A 22,051-nucleotide genomic window follows, 5' to 3' on the forward strand; every position below is an offset into this window, starting at 1 on the left:
TCAGTTGCCTCTCAGAACGATCAAGGGCTCCAGAGAAGCGTATCAGGGGAAGTGAGAACAACCTGGTTGGAGTCGGCCCCCACCCACCCAGCCCGAAAGGAACGGCGCTTTCACCCCGTCCCATGAATGGAGGCGGGACTTCCCGCGCCGGGTGTTAAGCAGTGCATCCTGCATGGGCAGACCCGCTACTGGCGTACGCGGCTACTCCTCAGACCAGAAGTAGCCGCGTACGCCAGTAGCGGGCAACAGCTAGAAAACCCTGCCCTCATGCGCCTGCTCCGCCTGGGGTAACACCAGGCGTGAGCGCAACTGTATAGCCGCTTTGTCTGGGTCAAGAGGATCAGTGATCTCTAGCTCTTTTAGCTCGACGCGAAAGCTCTTCAGAAAATCGGTGATCTGGCTACCAAAATCGATGCGCTTATCCTCAACCCACCAGCGAAAGATCGCCTGGTCTTCCTTGCTCATCTGCCGAATGGTTGCCCAGAGCTGCTTGGGCAGAGAGACTTCTTCCTTTTCTAACAAAAGCGCTTCCCACGAAGAGACACCCTCTTGCATGGGAAGCGCTTCAATATGCGCCGCGACCCAACCAATCAAAAAGCGGCGCAGGTTCTCAGGTTGGCGCAGAATCGCCAGGAGCAACCTGCGATTATACTCCTTGAAATAGACCGCCAGTTGCTCTGTCTCATCCGAGATCTCTGTCTCCTTGTCGGTCACCTCGATATCAAATGACAACACCACCTGCATACGTGAACGCAGTAGCTCGCCCATCCTACACTCCTTCCAACATCAACACATCGCCCAAGGTATGCACAACCCACAAATGTGTACACCTATAGTATAAAAAATTACTTCTTTTTACGAAACTCTGCCTTACTATTGGCTTTTGACCCTCAGGGAACTACTCGTGGAGTTGCACACCCTCCATACACTCTCTATCCTTATTAGGATATTGCGGATATACGAAAAAGCGATATAATGGAGTGTTAAACTACTTTTTACGATTTGATTACTTATGGTTAATATGCTATAAGTATCATATTTATGTGATACTTTATCTTTGTCTGGAAAGTCGTATGGAAAGCGATATTTTGTTGTCGATAGCGCGTGAGGAGAAACAATCCCAGGTACCTAAGCAGAGGTGGAGGCGCTGGTTGACGACGGGACAGGCCTATCTTTACCTGTTACCAGCCTTCATTATTCTGGGCATCTTCTCATATTTCCCCTCCGTGTTTGTCTTTGTGATCAGCCTCTTCAAATGGAACTTCCTCAATCACGGTACACAGCCATTTGTGGGCCTGGCAAACTATCGTTTCTTATTTAGCGATCCGAGCTTCTGGCAGGCACTTCAGACAACGATACTCTATGTTGTCATTTCGGTTCCGCTGCAACTGGTGCTCTCGCTTTTGCTGGCAATTCTATTGATGTCGAGTATTCGCGGGCGGGCGTTCTGGCGCCTGGCCATCTTCTCACCATTCATTACGCCCATCGTGGCTACGACATCTATCTGGGTATGGATGTTTGATAACTACCACGGCTTATTTAATGGCATCCTGCACCTGTTACACCTTAAACCAATCGACTGGCTGGGGGATCCACATTGGATCTTACCCAGCATCATTGTCTATACCACCTGGAAGTCCCTGGGCTTTAGCGTTGTACTCTTTATGTCAGGCCTGACAAATATCTCGCCCATGTTGGCCGAGGCGGCGCGGGTGGATGGCGCAAATTCCTGGCAGACCTTCCGTTATATTACCTGGCCTCTGCTGGCACCTGTGACGGTTGTGGTACTGCTACTGAGCACCATTGAGGCCTTTAAGATGTTTCAGCCAGCCTTCCTGTTTTTGGGACCGGATGGAGGCGCGCAGAATGCGGGCCAAACGCTGGGACTCTACCTCTTTTCCCAGGCCTTTGGCACTTCGGCCCATACGGGAATCGGGTCAGCCATCTCGGTGATTATCTTTCTGCTCGTCTTTACCGTCTCAGTGGCGCAGTTTGGCTTATCGCGCCGTTATACTCCCTCTGTAGATTAGAAGGTTCGATGCTATGTCCGCCACACGTTTATCAGAGTCTCGTCAGAAGCGCGCGTCCGGCTGGTGGGGCGCTCAATTACGACGCGGTGCACGCTACCTGGTGATTATCATCGCCACACTCATCGCGGTATTTCCCATTTACTATATGCTGGTCACCTCGCTGCTGACCACGCATAATGCCTATGACGTGGTGCCACATATCCTGCCTGATTGGGAGTGGTCAAACTATGTACGCGCCTGGAATATGGCTCCCTGGTTGCAGTATTTTGGCAATAGCCTGTTCGTCGCGCTCTGCACGATTGTCCTGGCGACATTGACGTCGCTCCTGGCTGCCTATGCCTTTGGGACAATGAAGTTTCCCGGTCGTCATGTGCTCTTTATGCTGCTTCTAGGGATCATTATGGTTCCCTCAGAGGCCACGCTGATCCCCAGTTACCTGCTCGTCTCAACCTTCCACTGGATCAATAGCTACCAGGCGCAGATTATTCCCTTTGGGGTCAGCATCTCTGGCATCTTCTTGTTACGCCAATTCTTCCTTGCGCTTCCCCCCTCGTTGTGGGAGGCGGCCCAACTTGATGGCTGTTCGCGCTTCGGTTATCTCTGGCGGGTGGCGGCGCCCCTGGCTCGCCCGGCCCTGGCGGTAATCGCGCTACAGATATTTATCGGTAGTTGGAACGCGTTTCTCTGGCCCTACCTGGTAACCAGCACCGACGCGTTTCGCCCGGTTGAGGTTGGCTTACGCGCCTTTGTCGCCGACGAAGGCAACGATCCAACCGGCCTGGCCGCTGCCGTTGCCTTTACCACGCTACCAGTGCTGGTCGTCTTCTTGATCGCGCAAAAGCAGTTCATAGAGGGCATCTCCGCTGGCAGCACAAAAGGATAAGTTTCACATCGATAGACCATTGTTTCGCTTTTTTATTGATTGAAGTATTGAAAGGACTGATATTTTCATGCGTCGTACCTGGTTTAGTATGACCCTGGTGCTCCTTGTTATAGTGCTCCTCTTGAGCGCGTGTGGGGGCGACCCCGCAAGTGGCAATAGCGGCGATAACAGCAACAACACCGGTGTTCTGGATGCCAATAAAAAATACACTGTAGACTTCTGGGAGGCCTTCTCGACTGGCGCGAATAAGACCGCCATTGAGAATCTCTCCAAGCAGTATATGAGCCAGCATAAGAATGTCACCATTAAATTGCAAGCCTTTGACTCCTACGATACGTTGAAGACAAAGCTGACCGCCGCCATCGCCGCCAATAACACGCCCACGATGGCACAGGTCTATGAGAGCTGGGCTTCGAAGTATCAGCAGTCGAACGCGCTTGAGTCCTTGCAGCCCTATATCTCAGGCAAAAATGGTCTGAGCGCGAACGATGTCAGCGACTTCTATCCCACCATCTGGAAGGATGGACAAATCGACGGCACGCAATATATGCTGCCCTTCAACAAAAGCGTTGAGGTGCTCTACTACAACGAGGATGTGTTGAAGCAGGAGGGGATCGCGGTCCCCACGACGACCGACGAGCTGAAGGCTGCCATCACGAAGGTTACCAAGGCCGATGGCTCACGCTGGGGCCTCTCCTTCACGCCCTCAGTTGACGAGTGGGCGACACTCTATAAAGCTTTTGGTGGTGCCGACTTTGTTTCTAGCGATGGCACCAAGGCCGCCTTTGGCGATGGAGCCAATGCCCAGCCCGCTCTAAAAGCCTTGAGCGATCTCACGCCCCTGGTCAAGGCAGGCAATATCCATGTGACCAAGCTCTATAGCTGGCAGAACGACTTTGCCGCTGGCAAATCTGCCTTCGCTATCAGCACTGTCGCCAGTTATCCCTTCATCAAGAGTTCCATTGGCGGGAAATTCAACTTCTCAGAGGCCGTTCTGCCCAGTGGCTCCGCGGGCAAGTTTACCTCGCTCTATGGCACCAATATGGCGATGTTCTCCAGCGCCAGCACGGATGCCAAGACCGCGGCGTGGGACTTTATGAAGTACTTGACCAGCGCCGATGCGAATGCTCAGTTCGTCAAGGCGACCGGATATATGCCTATCCGCAAATCCGCCTATGAGGGCTCGACGTTGAAGAGCTACTTCGAGCAGAATCCCGCGCGCCAGGCTGGCCCCGAGTCACTTCAGTATGGCTTTGTGCCCAGCATTCTGCCCGCCTGGGACGACTGCCGCACGGTCATCACCAGCAATTTTACCAGCGCGCTTACCAGCCAGCTTTCCGAGAACGCCGCCTTGCAGAAGATGACGCAGGGCTGTAGTACAAAGCTAGCTGAAGGCTAAGATATAGTATGTAGGAAAATGATGTGATGCCCCGTGTAGCCTGAGGCTACACGGGGCATCACATCATTTTCCTACATACGTCCCATTTACGCTCTAGAGGCTTGAGGATAGATCTCTGTACCCTCTGCCTCAGCCGCCCAGGACGAGCGCCAGCTTGCCCGTAAGGCGGCTAGCAGGCGTAGAACGGCCAGGACCACAAACGCGAAGATCGCCAGGATGATCCAGCCCGCAGCATAAGAACCACTTGTCTGTTTGATTGACCCCAGCAGGAAGGGGAGAACAAAGCCGCCGATACCACCCAGGGCGCCTACCAGGCCGGTCGCGACGCCAATTGTGCTCTGAAAACGCTGTGGCACAAGTTGGAAGACCGCGCCATTGCCCATGCCCATGAAGGCGATGCCAACGATGAAAAGGGCCCCTGTAAAACCAATCGGCAGAAGCAACGAGGCCAGTGCGTACGTGCCAGCAATCAAGAGCAGCAGGATGGAGAGCACACGCACACCTCCCAGCCTATCCGCGATGTATCCCCCCAGCGGACGTAGCGTACTTCCGGTAAAAGCAGCGCCCGCTGCCCAGTAGCCCGCCTCCACTCCTGGCAACCCAAACTGGTTATGATAGAACTGGGGCAGGAAGGTTCCCAGGCCAACAAATCCGCCAAAGGTGACGCTATAGAGCAGGCAAAACCACCACATATCCGCTGTGCCCAGGGCGCGCACATAGCTGGCGAGGGGCGCCGCTTCAGGGCGCGTCGGACTCTCCTTCGCCAGCAATACGAATGCCAACAACACTAGCGCCAGGGGGATCATCGCCAGACCCAGGACGGCATGCCACCCATAGGCTCTCGCCAGGCTGGGGGCCGTGGCGTTGGCTATGACGGTACCGATATTGCCCGCCGCCGCAATTCCCATCACGAGGCCCTGCTGCGTGGGAGGATACCAGCGACTGGCCAGCGGCAGCGCCACTGCGAACGAGGAGCCTGCGACCCCGAGCATCAGGCCAATGCAGAGCACCTCCGGAAAGCTTACCGGCAGCAACCAGCCCAGGAGCAGAGGCAGAAAGAGAAACGTCAGCAAGCCTATGCCAATCCACTTCCCGCTATAGCGATCACTGAGCAGTCCCACAGGCAGGCGGATCAGCGAACCGCTGAGAGTAGGTAAGGCGACCATGAGTCCCTGCTGCGCAGCGTTGAGCTTGAGTTCGGGCGCGATAAAGACGCTGAGAGAACCCAGGAGCACCCAGATGGTAAAACAGGTATCAAAGTGGAGAAAAGAGGCGATCACAGTCGAGATAGAGCCGGGACGCGCGCTTCCCTTCGTAGGTAAAAAAGGCATAAAGAACTCCCTTTCTTCGCTTGCTAAATACGGAGAAATAGTATGTAGGAGCGCAGCCCTTAACAGCAGCTACGCCAGGTAGCTGACAAGGGCTTTCACCAGGTATCCCATCTTTGGATGCTCAGGGATAACGCGCGGTGTCACCCCATAGCTCTGCAACACTCCAGTGCAGGTCGGGCCAATGGAGGCCACAAGCGTCCTGGTATTGAGGGCCTCGGTAAGCTGGCTACTGAGTTGAAGCTCCTGGGCGATGCGAAACAGGTGCCGGGCCTGGACCTGGCTGGTGAAGGCAAGCGCATCTATCTCGCCCGCGACGATGCTCTTAACCAGGCTACGTAAAGGCGCCAGGTCTGTGGGTAGCAGCCATTCATAGAGACAAAGCTCCTCCAGCCTGGCACCACGCTGGCGCAATTCTTCCGTGAACTGGGCGTTGTGCTCACCATAATGCACCACACCTGTGACTTTACCCGCCAGGTCAAAGGGGGCCAGCACCGCCAGAAGCTCATGCGTGGTATAGGGCTCTGGGGCGCTGGCGGCCACGGGAATGCCGTAACGCTTCAGCGCCGCGACTGGTTTCGGTCCTCGGCAGACAATCGTCGTGGTACGCAAGGCCTCCACTAGCTCTACCTGGCGGCCTAACTTTTCGGCCTCGCTATACAGAGCCGTGGCTCCTACGCCGGTAAAGAAAACAAGCATCTGGATCTCTCCCCCAGAGAGCCGGGCGAGAAAGGCCGCGACCTGCGGCCCGCACTCTCGCGCTATCTCGCGCACCGCAGGTACGCTTACCAGGTTCGAGGCTCCATGACGGCGCAGAAGGTCGGCCATCTCTCCCGCCATCCGCGCCTCCAGTAGCGCGATGCGTGCGTGCTGCAATGTCATATGCATGCTCCTTGTTTTACAGGCTCAGCAGGATCTCGCCCGCCTCGCTTACCTGGAGCGCGTAGGTTTTGAGCGCCGAGCAGGTATTGCCAATCGACTCGCCCGTGCTCAGATCAAACTTGAAGGAGTGTAAGGGGCAGATAACCTGTTTATCGCCCGTCAGCCCGTCCGCCAGGGGGCCTTGCCGGTGAGGGCAGGCAGCCTGCGTGGCGAAGAGCCTGCCGCTACGGGTGCGGAAGACGGCGATCTCGGTCTCCCCAAGCTGAAAGGTGCGTCCCTCGCCCAGAGGCAGGCGCGTCTGTGGGCCAAGGTTGTAGACGACCTTGCCTGGTGGCAGCATGATGCTCATATATGTTCCCCTTTCATGAACTGGCTGTTTAGGACACAATGGTTGTTCCTACCGGCTGGAGTGCTTCGGCGAATTGCGCGGGGGTCGCGGGCTGGTGGGCCTCCTGCCAGGGATCGACATAGGCATCTACCGCGGCCTGGATCTCCTGGTCCAGCCTGGAGGCGATGCCCTCGCAGTCTTCGACCAGCACCTGGCGCAGGTACTCGATTCCCAGGCGCTCAACCAGGTCATAGGTACGCTCCAGGTACCTGGCGTTCTCACGATAGTACTGCATAAAGCGTCCCATGTAGAGCAGTACCTCGTCATGGGTCTCAACGGTACAGAGTACATCCCCTTTGCGCACTTTCGAACCCGCGCCTCCGCCAATATAGATCTCCCACTTTCCTCCCTCAATCGCCATAGCACCCAGGTCTTTTGTCGTCGCCTCTGAGCAATTGCGTGGGCAACCTGTCGTCGCCAATTTCATCTTGTGTGGAGATTCAACACCCTGGAAACGCTTCTCGATCTTGATCCCCAGCCCGGTGCTATCACCCACGCCATAGCGGCAGAACTCCGAGCCAAGGCAGGTTTTACAGGTGCGGAAGGCCTTGGAGTAGGCATGGCCCGAGGGCATGCCCAGGTCGCGCCAGACATCGGGCAGATGCTTCTTGGGAATACCGACGAGGTCAATACGCTGCCCGCCCGTCAGCTTCACCATGGGCACGTCGTATTTGAGCGCCACATCAGCGATACGCCGGAGCTCCTGGCCCGTGGTCACGCCTCCATAGATACGCGGAATAACGCTAAAGGTACCGTTATTCTGGATATTGGCGTGTACTCGGTCATTGATAAAACGTGCATCTCGCTCATCTTCGTACTCTTTGCCCCAGATAGTCTTGAGCAGGGAAGCCAGCCCGGCCTTGCTGGTGGGATCTTCCTTGCCGTCTGCCAGGGCGCGAAAGACCGCCGAGACACTGCGCAACTCCTGCTCTTTAATGGCCTTGATGAGGTCCGGCTTCTTCAATGGGACACCCGGAACATAGTAATGCAGCGCGGGATCATCGACAACCAGCCCATCAGAGGTCAGTTCCAATAGGGCCTGAACCTGGGGCTTGCAGGAGCCACAGCCGGTTCCAGCACGCGTGGCGTTACAGAGCATGGGTAGCGAGCGCTTCCCCTCGCGCACCGCCGCGACAATCTGCCCCTTGGAGACACCATTACAGTTACATATCTGTGCGTCATCCGGCAGGTCGGCGACATCGAACGCTTTACTCTCGCCAGTCAGTGCAAAAAGTAGCTCGGCACGGTTCTCTGGCAATTTATCGCCACGGTCAAAGTGTTGCAGCAGGCGCGGTGTGGTCGGCCCATCGCCCATGACAATCGCACCCAACAAACTTCCATCGCGAATAACGAGCTTCTTGTAGATGCCACGACCCGGCTCGCTATAGGTCACGACTTCGTCGCCCGGCAGTTTGCGATCTTTCTCGCCCATCACAGCCAACTCCATGCCCATGACCTTTAGCTTGGTCGATTCCTTGGAGCCACGATAGAGCGCGTTGGCCGTAGTGCTAGTCAAACGTTCAGCCAGAACGCGAGCCTGCTCCCAGAGTGGTGCGACCAATCCATATACCCTGCCCTGGTGCTCGGCGCACTCACCAAGTGCAAAGACATCCTGCGCGCTGGTCACAAGGCCATCATTGACTAGAATCCCCCGCTCACAGGCGATACCCGCCTGGCGCGCCAGCTCCATATTAGGACGGATGCCCGCCGCGATGACCAGCATGTCACACTCCAGGCTTGTTCCATCTTTAAAGCCCAGGCCCGTGACGCTTGTCTCTCCCACGACTTCTGTCGTGAGCTTCCCTAGCCAGAGCTGAATGCCCAGTTTCGCGATCTCGGCCTGAAGCAGCTCGCTCGCTGGTTCATCCAGTTGCACATTCATAAGCGAAGTCGGCAGGTGGACCACGTGTACCTTGCTGCACCGGTTGGAGAGACCACGGGCTGCCTCTAAACCTAGAAGGCCTCCACCAATGACTACGGCGCTGCGCGCCTGGACAGCGTATTTGATCATCGCGTCACAGTCATCGATGGTACGAAAGGCAAAGGCCCCTGTTTTTAGTTCCCCATCCTCTCGCAGCAGATTCTTCAATGGCGGGAGAAATGGCTTGCTGCCTGTCGCGATCACGAGTTTGTCGTAAATCGTGATCGTCCCATCGCTAGCATAGACCGCCTTATTCTCGGTATCAATGGTATGAATATGCATGCCAACGCGCAAATCGATATGATGCTGTGCGTACCATGCGAGGGGATTGATAAAGATATCCTGGGGATCATGGCTCCCCGCCAGGACATTTGAGAGCAGAATACGGTTATAGTTGCCGTAGGGTTCGTCACCAAAGACGACGATTTGATAGCGTTCATTTCCACCGCGAGCCACAATCTCCTCCACCAGCCTCGCTCCCGCCATGCCATTGCCGATCACAACCAGGCGTTCCTTCATGCAGGTTCTCCCTCCGCTTGTTCTAACTTCTTATGAGAAAACCAACGCCGCTCTCGCGGCTAGCGCTTTCGCGCTCAGGTTTTCGAAGAGGCACTAGCGCGTTCGATGCGAACCGCGCACACTTTAAACTCTGGCATCCGGCTGGTGCTATCCAGGACCGGATTGGTTAAGCGATTGACCGCATCTTTCCCTCCCCAGTGGAAGGGTACGAAAAGCGTATCTTCACGTATGTCCGAAGTGATCTTGACTGTGCCACAGATGGAGCCTCGGCGCGTGGTGAGCCTGGCGCGCGCTCCCTGCACCAGCCCATAGTGGCGAGCCGTGGTCGGGTGAATCTCGACGAAAGGCGCTGGGGCCAGCTCGCGTAAACGTGCTACACGCCGCGTCTGTGTTCCCGATTGATATTGCGCCAGCACACGCCCAGTCGTTAAGTAGAGGGGATACTCCTCGTCTGGAACCTCCGCTGGCGACTGGTGGCGCACGGGATGGAAACGGGCCCGTCCGGAAGGTGTATGAAATGTCTGCTGAAAGAGCCGGGGCGTGCCGGAATGCTCCTTGCCTGGACAGGGCCAGAAGACCCCATTCCTGGCCTCGATCTTTTCATAGCTCATACCCGCATAATCCGCGCTCCCCCGCGCGCTGGCGCGACCCAGCTCCTCGAAGACCTGGTGCGGCTCGCCATAGGCAAAGTAGCGCCCCTTCCCCAGCAATTCAGCCAGTTGACAGAGCATCTCGACATCCGTTTTCACTTCAGGTGGGGGCGCAAAGGCCCGTCGACGGCGAATGACGCGACCTTCAAGATTTGTCATGGTGCCCTCTTCTTCGGCCCATTGGGCCGATGGCAACACCACGTCGGCCAGTTGCGCGGTCTCCGAGAGAAAGAAGTCAGAAACCACCAGGCAGTCAAGCGCCTTGAGCCGTTCCTGGATATGTAGCGCGTTGGGGCTTGAGACCACGATATTGGAGCCAACAACCAGCAGCGTGCGCACGCCTCCCTTCTGCCCCAGGCCCTCCAATAGCTCATAGGCCGATTTTCCCGGCCCAGGCAACTCCGACTCGTCTATCTCCCAGACCTCAGCTATGTGCTGACGCGCTCCTGGATCGCTAATCTTGCGATAGCCAGGGAGCTGATCGGCCTTCTGGCCGTGTTCGCGCCCACCCTGACCATTCCCCTGCCCGGTCAGGCTACCAAAGCCGCTATAGATACGGCCAGGGAGGCCGAGCGCCAGCGCGACATTGATGTAAGCCAGGGTATTGCTCACTCCCTGGCTCTGTTGCTCGCTGCCACGCGCCGTCAGGATCATCGCCGAGCGTGCCCTTCCAAGCAGGTGCGCAGCCTGGGTAAAGAGCGCCTCTGGAACGCCTGTGGCGCGCTCGACCAGTTCTGGCCAGTATGACGCGACACGCCCCTTGACCTGCTCAAAGCCCTCTGTCCGTTCGGCGATATAGGCTTTATCAATCAAGCCTTCTCGCACGAGGATATGCAGCAGTCCATGCGCCAGGGCCGCGTCCGAGCCAGGGGTCAGGCGGAGATGCAGGTGTGCGGCACGTGTGGTCACTGAGGCGCGTGGATCAATGACGATCAACTTCCCGCCATTTTGGCGTTGGGCCTCGAAGTACTGCATGAGGGGCGGCATGGTCTCCGCGATATTGCTGCCAATGAGCAGAATGACTTCAGCATGGGGAATGTCTTCCAGGGGAAAAGGCAGGCCACGATCAAGACCAAAGGCGGCCTGACTGGCCGCGGCGGCCGAGGACATGCAGTAGCGTCCATTATAATCAATGTGCGAGGTTCCCAGGGCCACACGCGCAAACTTCCCCAGGAGATAGGCTTTCTCGTTTGTGAGCGAGCCACTCCCAAACACACCCACTGCATCGCGTCCATAGCGCTGCTGGGTCGCCTGAATAGCGGCGGCGACATGCGCTAAGGCATCTTCCCACGAAGCGGGAACCAGCTCTCCCTGCGCGTCACGCAACAGAGGCGTACGGAGGCGGTCGGGGTGATTGAGTAGCTCAGCGGCGTTCCAGCCTTTGACACAGAGGGACCCGTTATTGACAGGAAAGCGTTCGTTCCCCTCGACCGTAACCTGGTCGCGAGGACCAGAGAGAAGCATGCCACATTGAAGGGCACAGTAGGGACAATGAGTCGCGACCTGTTCAGTCGCTTTCTCCACGGATGGCGCAACGGTATTATGCACTTGTTCCCCCAATAAGATGGCTTTAACGCGCGCTCCCGCTAAACATCCGTGTTTAACAGAAGCCTCATCTCCTTGAGTGAACCAATCGCTTAGCCAGGGTATGGCTGGCAAAAATACTGCTGCATCGCATGCATACCCATCAGGTACTGGTTACTACTCGACACGCACTAATTCTTGACTCGTCATGTTAAATATTCACATGAAGCATCGCTAATACAGAGTGTACCATCGCATTAACGCAGGCGTTAGATACAAAAAGCATAAATTTAACGTCCGCTCTTTTGTATGTTTTGCCAAAAGCTTCCTGGCACTTTCTCGTCTTATTGCCAAAGTTGCGTTTGTTGATCTACTTTGTCATTATTGACAAATCCAGCCTTTCTTGAGTAATATATAAGACATAAGCTCTTCCCATTTTATAGCCTGCTTCCCACGCTTCTACATAGAATAATGCTTATGCTTTAGCAGCGTCGGGCAGCTTGCTCGCACTTATTTCTTTATTTTTTACACCATTGAGGTCGCCCAATGACGACATCCGTGCAACAAGACAGTTCTACCCCTCCTCCAGCCATCCATGTCCATCAGCTAAGCTTTCGCTATCGTAGCGCCAACGAGGATGATACAAGCCCCAAGACATCTACGGAGGAGGCTTCGGCTCCCTCCACGATTGAAGATATTTCTTTTACCCTCCCGGCGGGAGAACTCTTATTGATTGCTGGTCCCAGCGGCAGTGGCAAAAGCACGCTGATCAAGTGCTTGAATGGGCTTATTCCCAATAGCTATAAGGGTGTGCTCAGCGGCGAGATTCAGCTCCAGGGGCACACTACAAAGGGCCTGAAGCTGCGTGACCTGGCTCACTATATTGGGACGATGCTCCAGGACCCCGATAAGCAGGTCGTGGGTAGCACCGTGGAACAGGAGATCGCCTTTGGCCTGGAGAACCTGGCCGTGCCTCGTCCCGAGATGCGCCAGCGTGTGAGGAACTCCCTAGAGCAGCTACACCTGGAGCGCTATCAGGGGCGCGAAACCTTCGCCCTCTCCGGAGGGCAGCGCCAACAGGTCGCGGCGACTGGCATCCTCGTTATGCAGCCCGCGATCATGCTCTTCGATGAGCCCTTCGCCAACCTGGATGCCCGCGCGATTGATGAACTGGAACAACTCATCGCCAATCTGCGGGCCGAGGGACGTACTGTAGTGATTGTGGAGCACCGGGTTGAGGAGGCCCTGCGGCTCAATCCCGATAAGGTCCTGCTCCTGCGCGAGGGCAAACAGGCCTTCTTTGGCCCCGCCGCCCAATTCCTTGAGATCGCCGACCCTACCCAGGTCAAGCTCCCAGTTGAGGCCACGCTACGCACACTACCTGCAACGGCACAACCGCGCGATTGGCTGCTTCAGCCCATTACCCTGGGTGAGGAAGACCAGCAGCAAGCAACTGAGCCCATCCTTCGCTTTGAGGATGTCCACTACCGCTACGGACTCTTCTCCGAAGAGATCCTGCGTGGCATCTCGTTTAGCGTACAGCGCGGGGAGACCATCGCGCTGCTCGGGCCAAACGGTTCGGGGAAGACCACCCTGGTCAAGCAAGCCCTCGGCCTGCTCCGCCCCACGAAGGGGCGCGTTAACCTCTATCAGGACGATACACGTAAGCTCAGTGTGGCCCAGTTGGCCGCGCGCATTGGCTATGTCTTCCAGAGTCCAAACGCCATGCTCTTCGCACCTAGCGTGACTGAAGAAGCCAGCTTTGGCCCCACCAACCTGGGCTTTACAAAGGAGCGCGTCCAGGAAGCAGTGCAGGCCTCGCTTAAAGCCCTTGATGTCGATGCCTTTGAGCAGCGCTCTCCCTTCTCACTCAGTTTTGGTCAACAGAAACGCGTCACTATCGCCTCGGTGCTTGCTATGCAAAGCAGTATTCTTCTGCTTGACGAGCCTACGGCTGGCCAGGATCACCGCTCATATATGAATTTTATGGAGCACCTGCGCAGCCTACCCGGCCTGGATGCACTGCTCTTTATTACCCATGACCTGGACCTGGCGCTACGCTTCACAAAACGCGTCCTCCTGCTCAAGGATGGGCGCCTGGTTGCCGATGGCGCGCCACTTGAGGTGCTTTCGGACGCAAAGCTCCTGGATGAATGCAATCTCCGCCCTACCTCTCTGCTGCACTACCTCTTAGGTACGCGGCAACAGGTGAGCTAGGCGCTCTCTCTTATCAGGAATTTTTCATGAAAGGAGGTGCATTACAGGGATCTATCTTTACCGGGGAAAGACTTTTTTACGGCCCTTGTATTTTCTTTTATCATTGCTACTCTCTATTCACCCTCTTCGAGCGATTAATTTTGTTTTATCGCGGAAAGGATATTTCTCAATGGCAACCATTGAACAAACCGAGTCCAGGTCCAATTTCTGGAGCATTAGCGTTCGCCACGTGGTCTATGCAGCGCTTGGTGCGGCTCTTTACGGCGGCTTAAGCTACATGAGCAATTTTATTCAGCTTCCCAGCGCGGGCAATGTCTCGCTGCGCCCGGCCATTGTTATCCCCCTGCTCTTCGCGGTCCTATATGGCCCCTGGGTCGGCCTCTTCGCTGGAGGCGTAGGCAACATTCTGGGCGACTGGCTCGGTGGCGGCTTCTACTGGAACTGGGACGTTGGTAATGCTCTTATCGGCTTTATCGCTGGTGTGGCCATCTTTTACACACTTGGGCGCTACAATACCACACGTAAGATCGTTATCGCCGAGGTCTTTAGCGCTATCGGTATTATCGTTGGTCTCGCCTTCGCTTCGTACACTGAGATCTGGCTCTCGAAGATCAGCTTTACAACGGCAACCCTCGGGTACCTGACACCAGCAGCCCTCTCTGACCTGGTGAATGGCTTGATTCTGCTGCCAATCTTGCTTGTAGCATATAATGCGGCGGTGAGACGCACTGGACGCGGTTAAGAGACGCACATGGAGCATACCTCTCAGGTGTGCTCCATACCTTTCTTTGATAAGGGTAGGCCCATGCTATGCTAATAAATTTTCCCTATGTCGAGCGCGACACACCAGTTCATCGTCTAGATGTGCGCGCAAAGCTGCTCTTTCTGGTCGCTTTCAGCCTGATGGTCGCTCAGACTTCGAATTTCTGGTTCATGCTGGCAGCATTTCTCGTATCCGCTTTCTATTACCAGCAATGCCATCTACATTGGCGAGAAACCAGGACAGCCTGGCGCTTCGTCATTGTGCTCAATATCATGATTGTACTGGGCAATTTCTTTTTAACCAATGGCGCGGTTGTGCGCGGTGTGGATGTCGCTTCTTTCCATGTTCTCACACATATCTCCTTTCCTGGCTTCATCTCACATGCCCCCTATCTCAGCATTATTTCGCTTCCAATAAGCGTCGAAAGCCTGGTCTTTCTCCTGACGCAGGCGCTCCGCAATTTTAGTATCGCTTTCCTGGCAATCTCATTCCCCTACACTACCAACCCGGGCCATATCGCTTCTGGCATCAAAGGTCTGGGACTCTCTGACTGGATCGCTTACGCCATCGAACTCTCATTTCGCTTCCTTCCCAGTGTGGGCCGCGATTTTAGTACGACGCTTGACGCCCAGCGCGCACGCGGCTTTGAGCTTGACAAGCTGCGCGGCGGCATCTTCGGCAAGATCGCGCGCCTGGCCCCACTCATCGTACCTCTGGTCATAGGCTCCATTCTAGGAGCAGAAGATATCATTAACGCCATGGAGCTACGCTGCTTTGGCGTGGGCAAGCGCACCTGGCTCTATGAAGCACATGCGCGCCGCAGTGATATCATCTTGATCGCTCTCTGTATCATAGCCTTCGTCTGCGTAACGTCGTTCAATATTCTTGGCGGATTTTCAAGCTTCAGCATCTTCCACACACTCCATACTCAGGGCATCCCCGCCTCCTGGCTACATTAAATATATTTGGGATGTATAGCGCTTTTGTCGTACAGCAAAAGTGCTACACATCCCAAATATATTCCTCTCCAGGCATTTAGGAGAGCGTTACACTGAAAGCATCACGTATACTTGTTACCAAGCCAATTGATCGCTCTACCTGGCCTGCACTGCGCTCCAATCGGGCAACTTTAAGGCATTCCCATACGTGATAGAGAGAGAACACCTCAACCATATTGCGCGCTTCTAGCTTAATTGAGAACTTCTTACATATCGTCCGATTACTTTAGATAGTATGATAGTGCATCCTATCCGTTGTAGGGTCCATGCAAGCATGGACTCCTCCCGCTCGCCGGGATAAGTCTGTAGGGTCCAAGCTAGCTTGGACTTGTGATCAAAGTGCCCACCGTGGCTCTCAAGAAAGGGTAGAGCTATGTATGATCCTAATGCCCATGATGATAGCCATCATGGGGAACTTGAACGCACAAAAATAACTGAGCCGACACCAAGCTACCGGCCAGCAGATAACTGGTCGCCTCGGCAGGTATACCAGCCCTGGCAGGCTTATAATCAAGAGTACAAAGAGTACTACAACGCACCTACCGTGGGAGCGCGTCCATCCCCACCACAACCTCACAATGACCGCGTTCTACGCTCCATACTCCTGACCCTGCTGTGCGCAACCGCCTTTGGGGCAATGCTCTTTGGGGCTGGCTGGACCTTTGGTCGCAACAGCGTCGGCACCGGAATCCCATCTGTACAGCCTATCGCAGTTACCTCTATGAGCGAGGCCCGTCTCAAGGTAGTCAGCCGCATTCAGCCCTCGATGGTGCAGATCAACACACAGCAGGAGACCAGCAACTCTGTTGGTTCCGGCGTCATCGTCGATCAGCGAGGCTATATCGTCACCAACAATCACGTGATCAGCAACGCCCAGAACATTCGCGTTCAGTTGCCCAATGGACACCAAACAGCCGGCCAGTTGGTGGGAGCCAATGCCGATTATGACCTGGCGATCATCAAAGTCACTACGTCCACGCCACTTACACCCGCGACCCTGGGTGACTCCTCCGGGCTTCAGGTGGGACAGGATGTGCTCGCCATCGGTAGTCCCCTGGGCATCAGCAAAACTGTCACTAGCGGCATCATCAGCGCGGTTGGACGCACGATCTCCGAGGGGCATGGCGTCACCCTGCACAGCGCGATACAGACGGATGCCCCCATCAATCCGGGCAATAGCGGCGGCGCCCTGGTCGATATGCAAGGGAACCTGGTCGGTATCCCCACGCTGACGGCGATTAATCCCGAATTCAATACGCCTGCCAACGGCATGGGCTTTGCCATTCCCTCCAACAAGGTCAAAGAGGTAATGGACCAGTATATCCGCTAGCCTCGCGGCTTCAGCCTTTTATTACGGCTGTGTACATATGGAGAGACAGGTAAAAATTCACATGAATAATGGGGGAGGATTGGCAGTTATCTGCTGCCAATCCTCCCCCATTATTCATGTGAATTTAGAAACGCTTCAGGCTTGAAGGACGTATTAAAAGCACATAGTGTATTTATTGCACAAGGGGACGCACTCATATGACAGTAGAGAAGGGCCTGGCGCAGGATAGTCCATCATCCTCGGCTAAACAATCTTCGCAAGGGAGGCGGGCCGCAACCATCGCGGTGGCCTTGCCTATTGTGCTGCTCTTTGTCTGGCTGGGCGGCTGGTTCCTCTTCGCCCTCCTCACATTCGTGCTCTGCATGATGACTATGGAGCTTAGGAGCTTGATGATACAGGCGAGCCATCGGCCCGTACTCTGGTTTAGCTTTGCGCTGGCGCTGTTCCTGCTCGCTAGCGCGATGTTTCCCCAGCAACGCCTCATGCTCCTCTCTGATATGGACGGGCCTCGCACTGCTGCTCTCGTTCCCCCTGTTCTTCATGCGTGCACCAGAGCAACGCCCACTGAACGATTGGGGGCTGACGCTAGGCCTGGCACTCTATCAGGGATGGCCACTTAGCTGTATGCTGCTCCTACGCGGAGCCATGCTCCCTCCCTGGCCACTAACGAACGTGTCGATATACCGATGATAAGTGTTAGAACGTTAACTTGCACGCACACCCTGCAAAACCACCTGGCGCTTGGCCGTCGATGTCTTGCGCTCAGAGAGGGCCATCTCGAACAGGCGGAACAAAGCCAGGAGATCCACATGCTGTTTCAGTATATAGAGGTGGCGCCTGGTTGCCGCCTCAGCCAGGGGCTCATCAAAAATCTGGACACAGGAGAGGAGGGCTGGGACATCGGCTAGTTCCGACTGCGCATGTAAACGATCATAGAGTTCAATCCCATTCATATCGGAAAGAGCATAATTGAGTAAGAAGACATCAGGCTTTAGCTCTCTCGCCACATCCAATGCCACTTCGCCAGAAGAAATATAGATGAGATGGTAGTGCTCGCCTCCCCACGTGACTTGCAGGCCAGACACCTCATTCGCAAAGGTGTGATGCCCCACTACCAGAATCTTCTTCATAAAAGTACGTCCTTTACTTTTTATAATAGATAAAAACCAGGCTCTTCTTGAATGTCACAGATGCAAAAATTCATATCAAGAGCTGGCTGCTGTAAAAAGGTATAATGATGCTCCATTCTAATACGCATCAGCGAACAGAAGAGTCTCACTTATATCTTTTTCCTTATACAGAAGAGCCTGTATCTTCTCACGCCGGGTCAACGTGCTAGCTAACAGAAGCTATAAAATTTTGAGAGGAGCAGCCTACTTATGACGGAACCATATGCACGCCTGGAGAAGTTTCTGAATGGAGTGCAATACCCTACGACGAAAGCCAACCTGGTGACCTACGCCAAACAATATGGAGTAGAGCAACAGATTAGCGATAAGCTTGTAGAGCTTCCCGAACGTAAGTTTGATACTCCGGCAGACGTGTTGCGTGACCTGGGGTTGGAACGTGGTTCAGAGGCAGAGGTCCATACCGATCTTCACGTCCGCTCAACCAACTATAACGGCAACATTCCTCAGGGTGGTAAAGGAGAACAAATCTAACCTTCCCTTCACTTCCTGAAAGGTAGCAGTTCACGACCTTGCATCAGCGAGGGGGGATAGAGAGAGAAAGAAGTCATATGGAACAACATCTTCCAGGTCAGCAGCCAACAAAGCGCGTCGCGATCCTGGTCGAGAGCGCTTTTGAGGACAGCGAATTTCTCATCCCGTACAACGCGCTCCAACAGGCGGGCGCGGATGTTAAGATACTGGGCTCTCGTGGCCATGTCTCTTATGCAGGGAAGCAAGGTAGAATTTCGATTAACGCGGATGCCAGCACTGCTGAGGCACTGGCCAGGTCATTCGACGCCATCTGTATTCCAGGTGGCATGGCACCTGATACCATGCGTACCAATATGCGCACGGTCCACCTCGTACGCGACGCGTTGCATCAGGGGAAGTTGGTCGCCGCCATCTGTCATGGGCCACAAGTTTTGATCGAGGGAGATCTACTACGCGGCAAGAACGCGACCGGCTTTCGCGCGATTCGCAAAGATATACAAAACGCGGGAGCAACCTACATTGACGCGCCCCTGGTAGAGGATGGCAATCTACTTACCGCACGTCGACCAGGTGATCTCCCCATTTTCGCGACAGCATTGTTACAACGCCTGGGTCTGGAGATAGAGGGCAAGAAGTTGTACGATATCAATAATGTCGAAGTTCCCTGGTGGCAGGTCGCCGAGTACTGGGGTGGCAACAGCAAAGGTCAGATCACTGAAGCCATTGAACACGCCTTCCAGGATGAGCAGTATGCGGCGGATATGTGCCTGCAACATGCGCAAAAAGTCGGTGACAAAGGGCTACAGACCATCTACCAGGATCTAGGGGATGAAGCCAGGCAACATATGCAGCTTCTGACCCGGCGCTTGCACGACCTGGGTGGCAATCTTCAACCGGTCAACCAGGATGGCGCCCGTGAGGCCAGGCAGGACTGGCACAACATACACGATAGCCAGGCCATCCTGCTGCATGTGCTTGACCACCTACAAGCACGAATCACTAGCGTTTACCAGATGAGTTCAACCCTGACAGATCCCATCACGGTCGCCATCCTTGACCATATGGAGGTCACACTCGCGAAATCTGAGCAAAACCTGGTCAATGCCCTGCAACAGCGCCTGCTGGGAGCAACCATAGAGAGCACCAGGAAGCAGGCAAGACCATAGTGCTATTGAAATACACGCCTACTATACATTTTTACACTTGAAGTGCAGGTGTCTATATACCTGCACTTCAAGAAAGGATCAGCGCAATATGGAAGCTGTACTCCCCTATCTGCTTGTGATCGCCTTTTTTATTGTACTTGCCATACTGGTGGTGTTATTCGCCCGCTCTTCCCTGGCTACATCTCCTTCCCAGCCAGCCAAAGAAGAGCACCCGCAAGAAAAGGAAGAGTTTATTTAAGATACATAGAGGATACGGTGTGAAAAGGCGGTAGGCCGTTCCACACCATACCCTCACAGGAAACCTTTTTTCTGCTTGCTACGTGTTGTTTTAATACAACTCCTCTGCATGCAAGAAGATAATCGAGGCAGATCATGCAAACCCTCCCAAATTGGAACGAGGACACCTGCTTCATCCCAATCAACGAAAATCTCACCCTGGCTGGTAATCTACGTGTTCCACCTGAGCCAGCGGGCATTGTTGTCTTTGTACACGGCAGTGGAAGTGGGCGCTTCAGTCCACGCAATCAATTTGTGGCACGCTGCCTGCACAATATTGGCATTGCGACCCTCCTCCTCGATCTACTTACCGAGCAAGAAGAGATCCTCGACCAGGTACACGCACACCTGCGCTTCAATATAGCCCTCCTGAGTGAGCGCGTGCTTGGTGCGACACAGTGGCTCTTCACACAGCCCGAGGTGGCGCATCTCAAGCTCGGCTACTTTGGCGCGAGTACAGGGGCAGCTGCGGCTCTGGTCGCTGCCGCGCAACAACCCCGCCTGGTTGCTGCCGTGGTCTCACGTGGGGGTAGGCCAGACCTGGCCGGGAACATGTTAGAGCAGGTTCAGGCACCAACCCTGCTCATCGTCGGCTCGCGTGATGAAATCGTTATCCGCCTGAACGAGGAGGCCTACGCACACCTTCACGTCGAGAAATGCCTCGAAATCGTCGCGGGCGCGACCCACCTTTTCGAAGAGCCTGGCACACTGGAACAAGTTGCTACTCTGGCTGGCCAATGGTTTACACGCCACCTCGCTTCTCAAGCAACAGGTACGACACACTAGCGATCCAGATAGGGGATTCGCCTCATGGTCCATTATCGGATATACTCGTCTCACAAAGAAGAATGCGTAGCACGTAAGCCACTACACTAAAGGAGGCAACTTACTACTTCTCCGAAAACCCTGAGCGCGAAGCGCTAGACATGCCAGTGGCGTTGGGTTTCGGAATAAGATCTTAGAGGAGAGGTACGCATGAGCTACATTTATCGTGATCGCAACGACGCCGGGAGGCAGCTAGCCACGCTACTGACAGCTTACGCCAATCAGCCTCAGACCCTGGTCCTGGCTCTTCCTCGTGGTGGAGTACCAGTGGCCTATGAAATAGCGCACCAGCTCCAGTTACCGCTCGATGTCTTTCTGGTCCGCAAACTCGGCGTCCCTGGACAGGAAGAGCTGGCCATGGGAGCCATAGCCAGTGGTGGTATTCGTGTCCTGAATGAGGATGTCGTCGAACACTTACGTATACCTGGACCAGTCATTGAGGAGGCGACCAGGCGCGAGCAGCGAGAACTTGAGCGACGCGAACGCCTCTATCGCGCCAACGCACCACCACCCATATTTGCGGACAGAACCATTCTTCTGGTGGATGATGGTCTGGCGACAGGCGCCAGCATGCGTGCAGCCATTCAAGCTATCAAGCATCAGCACGCAGCTCACCTGGCGGTGGCCGTACCAGTCGCGGCTATGCCCACCTGCTTCTTGCTGCAAAGTGAGGTTGATCGCCTCATCTGTGCTCAGACGCCCGAGCCATTCTACGGCGTTGGCTATTGGTACCAGGACTTCGCTCAGACCTCCGATGAGCAAGTACGGGAACTGCTCGCGCTTAATCGCCAGGAACTCCGTGAGCATGCAACCTGAAATGCATGCAGAGGCGCTCTTCCTCCTAGCTGAGTCAACGAAGGTTCGCGGCTAATCGTGTTTCTGCTAGCAAGCAGACACTATTGGATGACATGCCGCTTTTGCAGAGCTATGTCGCCTGTCGTGTCTTCCATTGCCATGGACAGGATACAACGATTGAAAGAAAGAGGAGTACGCATGCAAGAGAATCAGGCAACCAATACCGACAATGTGCAGTACGACTTGATTAGTTGTATGTACCACTCGCTGCAGTCTGCACAGACCTGCGAGGCCTACGCCAAGGACGCGCAGCAGAGCGGGAACCAGGACCTGACCCAATTCTTTAGGGGCGTTCAGCAAGACAGCAACAAGCAGGCGCAACGCGCCCGAGAGCTCTTGGACCAGATGCGCCCCTCCAGGTAGGGAGATTTGCCGTAAGTGAAATAGTGCCCCCTGGCAGCCCCTGGCTGCCAGGGCGAGCGCCGCAGGCGCGAGA

Annotated in this window: 21 protein-coding genes; 14 read left to right on the forward strand and 7 right to left on the reverse strand. The window is 55.1% G+C overall.

Features of this window, described 5'->3' with window-relative positions; all coding sequences use genetic code 11:
* Nucleotides 1-249: 249 nt before the first annotated feature.
* Nucleotides 250-768: a hypothetical protein gene (locus KTE_RS40815; RefSeq protein WP_201392148.1), complete on the reverse strand. Its 519-nt coding sequence runs from the start codon at nt 766-768 to the stop codon at nt 250-252.
* Between the two features lie 305 nt (nt 769-1,073).
* Here KTE_RS40815 and KTE_RS40820 point away from each other — a divergent pair, with 305 nt between their 5' ends.
* From KTE_RS40820 to KTE_RS40830, 3 genes are all read left to right on the forward strand, one after another.
* Nucleotides 1,074-2,030 (forward strand): carbohydrate ABC transporter permease, encoded by a 957-nt coding sequence (locus tag KTE_RS40820; RefSeq protein ID WP_201392150.1) that lies wholly within the window; start codon nt 1,074-1,076, stop codon nt 2,028-2,030.
* Between the two features lie 13 nt (nt 2,031-2,043).
* Nucleotides 2,044-2,913: a carbohydrate ABC transporter permease gene (locus KTE_RS40825; RefSeq protein ID WP_201392152.1), complete on the forward strand. Its 870-nt coding sequence runs from the start codon at nt 2,044-2,046 to the stop codon at nt 2,911-2,913.
* 67 nt (nt 2,914-2,980) lie between these two features.
* Nucleotides 2,981-4,312 carry an ABC transporter substrate-binding protein gene (locus KTE_RS40830; RefSeq protein ID WP_201392154.1) on the forward strand — a complete coding sequence of 444 codons (1,332 nt, stop codon included), beginning with the start codon at nt 2,981-2,983 and terminating at the stop codon, nt 4,310-4,312.
* 86 nt (nt 4,313-4,398) lie between these two features.
* On the opposite strand, the gene KTE_RS40835 is transcribed toward KTE_RS40830, so the two are convergent.
* From KTE_RS40835 to KTE_RS40855, 5 genes are all read right to left on the reverse strand, one after another.
* The gene (locus tag KTE_RS40835; protein ID WP_201392156.1) at nt 4,399-5,643 is read right to left on the reverse strand and encodes a NarK/NasA family nitrate transporter; all 1,245 of its coding nucleotides are present in this window, start codon (nt 5,641-5,643) and stop codon (nt 4,399-4,401) included.
* Nucleotides 5,644-5,712: 69 nt separating this feature from the next.
* On the reverse strand, nt 5,713-6,522 hold the full coding sequence (locus KTE_RS40840) for a uroporphyrinogen-III synthase (protein ID WP_201392159.1): 810 nt from the start codon (nt 6,520-6,522) through the stop codon (nt 5,713-5,715).
* A gap of 16 nt (nt 6,523-6,538) precedes the next feature.
* Nucleotides 6,539-6,871 (reverse strand): Rieske 2Fe-2S domain-containing protein, encoded by a 333-nt coding sequence (locus tag KTE_RS40845; protein WP_201392170.1) that lies wholly within the window; start codon nt 6,869-6,871, stop codon nt 6,539-6,541.
* A gap of 28 nt (nt 6,872-6,899) precedes the next feature.
* A complete protein-coding gene (gene nirB / locus KTE_RS40850; protein ID WP_201392172.1) occupies nt 6,900-9,350 on the reverse strand; it encodes a nitrite reductase large subunit NirB in 2,451 nt (816 codons plus the stop codon).
* A 74-nt stretch (nt 9,351-9,424) separates the two neighbouring features.
* Nucleotides 9,425-11,548 (reverse strand): molybdopterin oxidoreductase family protein, encoded by a 2,124-nt coding sequence (locus tag KTE_RS40855; protein ID WP_201392174.1) that lies wholly within the window; start codon nt 11,546-11,548, stop codon nt 9,425-9,427.
* 522 nt (nt 11,549-12,070) lie between these two features.
* On the opposite strand from KTE_RS40855, the gene KTE_RS40860 reads away from it, so the two are divergent.
* From KTE_RS40860 to KTE_RS40880, 5 genes are all read left to right on the forward strand, one after another.
* The gene (locus KTE_RS40860; protein ID WP_201392176.1) at nt 12,071-13,741 is read left to right on the forward strand and encodes an ABC transporter ATP-binding protein; all 1,671 of its coding nucleotides are present in this window, start codon (nt 12,071-12,073) and stop codon (nt 13,739-13,741) included.
* Nucleotides 13,742-13,910: 169 nt separating this feature from the next.
* Complete coding sequence (locus tag KTE_RS40865; protein WP_201392178.1) at nt 13,911-14,483, forward strand: ECF transporter S component; 573 nt, start codon at nt 13,911-13,913, stop codon at nt 14,481-14,483.
* Between the two features lie 68 nt (nt 14,484-14,551).
* Entirely contained in the window at nt 14,552-15,463 is a 912-nt protein-coding gene (locus KTE_RS40870) for an energy-coupling factor transporter transmembrane protein EcfT (RefSeq protein ID WP_201392180.1), read from the forward strand.
* A 412-nt stretch (nt 15,464-15,875) separates the two neighbouring features.
* Nucleotides 15,876-16,832 (forward strand): S1C family serine protease, encoded by a 957-nt coding sequence (locus KTE_RS40875; protein ID WP_201392182.1) that lies wholly within the window; start codon nt 15,876-15,878, stop codon nt 16,830-16,832.
* 197 nt (nt 16,833-17,029) lie between these two features.
* The gene (locus tag KTE_RS40880; protein WP_201392184.1) at nt 17,030-17,452 is read left to right on the forward strand and encodes a hypothetical protein; all 423 of its coding nucleotides are present in this window, start codon (nt 17,030-17,032) and stop codon (nt 17,450-17,452) included.
* 84 nt (nt 17,453-17,536) lie between these two features.
* On the opposite strand, the gene KTE_RS40885 is transcribed toward KTE_RS40880, so the two are convergent.
* Entirely contained in the window at nt 17,537-17,962 is a 426-nt protein-coding gene (locus tag KTE_RS40885) for a hypothetical protein (RefSeq protein WP_201392186.1), read from the reverse strand.
* A gap of 249 nt (nt 17,963-18,211) precedes the next feature.
* Between KTE_RS40885 and KTE_RS40890 the strand changes: the two genes are divergently transcribed.
* From KTE_RS40890 to KTE_RS40915, 6 genes are all read left to right on the forward strand, one after another.
* The gene (locus KTE_RS40890) at nt 18,212-18,493 is read left to right on the forward strand and encodes a DUF2795 domain-containing protein (RefSeq protein WP_201374982.1); all 282 of its coding nucleotides are present in this window, start codon (nt 18,212-18,214) and stop codon (nt 18,491-18,493) included.
* A gap of 77 nt (nt 18,494-18,570) precedes the next feature.
* A complete protein-coding gene (locus KTE_RS40895; protein ID WP_201392188.1) occupies nt 18,571-19,659 on the forward strand; it encodes a DJ-1/PfpI/YhbO family deglycase/protease in 1,089 nt (362 codons plus the stop codon).
* A gap of 88 nt (nt 19,660-19,747) precedes the next feature.
* Nucleotides 19,748-19,897 carry a hypothetical protein gene (locus tag KTE_RS40900; RefSeq protein ID WP_201392190.1) on the forward strand — a complete coding sequence of 50 codons (150 nt, stop codon included), beginning with the start codon at nt 19,748-19,750 and terminating at the stop codon, nt 19,895-19,897.
* A gap of 134 nt (nt 19,898-20,031) precedes the next feature.
* Nucleotides 20,032-20,721 (forward strand): dienelactone hydrolase family protein, encoded by a 690-nt coding sequence (locus KTE_RS40905; protein ID WP_201392192.1) that lies wholly within the window; start codon nt 20,032-20,034, stop codon nt 20,719-20,721.
* Between the two features lie 189 nt (nt 20,722-20,910).
* Nucleotides 20,911-21,576, forward strand: coding sequence for a phosphoribosyltransferase (locus KTE_RS40910; RefSeq protein ID WP_201392194.1), 666 nt, complete (start codon nt 20,911-20,913; stop codon nt 21,574-21,576).
* A 177-nt stretch (nt 21,577-21,753) separates the two neighbouring features.
* Nucleotides 21,754-21,978 (forward strand): hypothetical protein, encoded by a 225-nt coding sequence (locus KTE_RS40915; RefSeq protein ID WP_201392196.1) that lies wholly within the window; start codon nt 21,754-21,756, stop codon nt 21,976-21,978.
* Nucleotides 21,979-22,051: the final 73 nt, after the last annotated feature.

This window comes from Ktedonobacter sp. SOSP1-85, assembly GCF_016587415.1.
Taxonomy (GTDB): Bacteria; Chloroflexota; Ktedonobacteria; order Ktedonobacterales; family Ktedonobacteraceae; genus Ktedonobacter.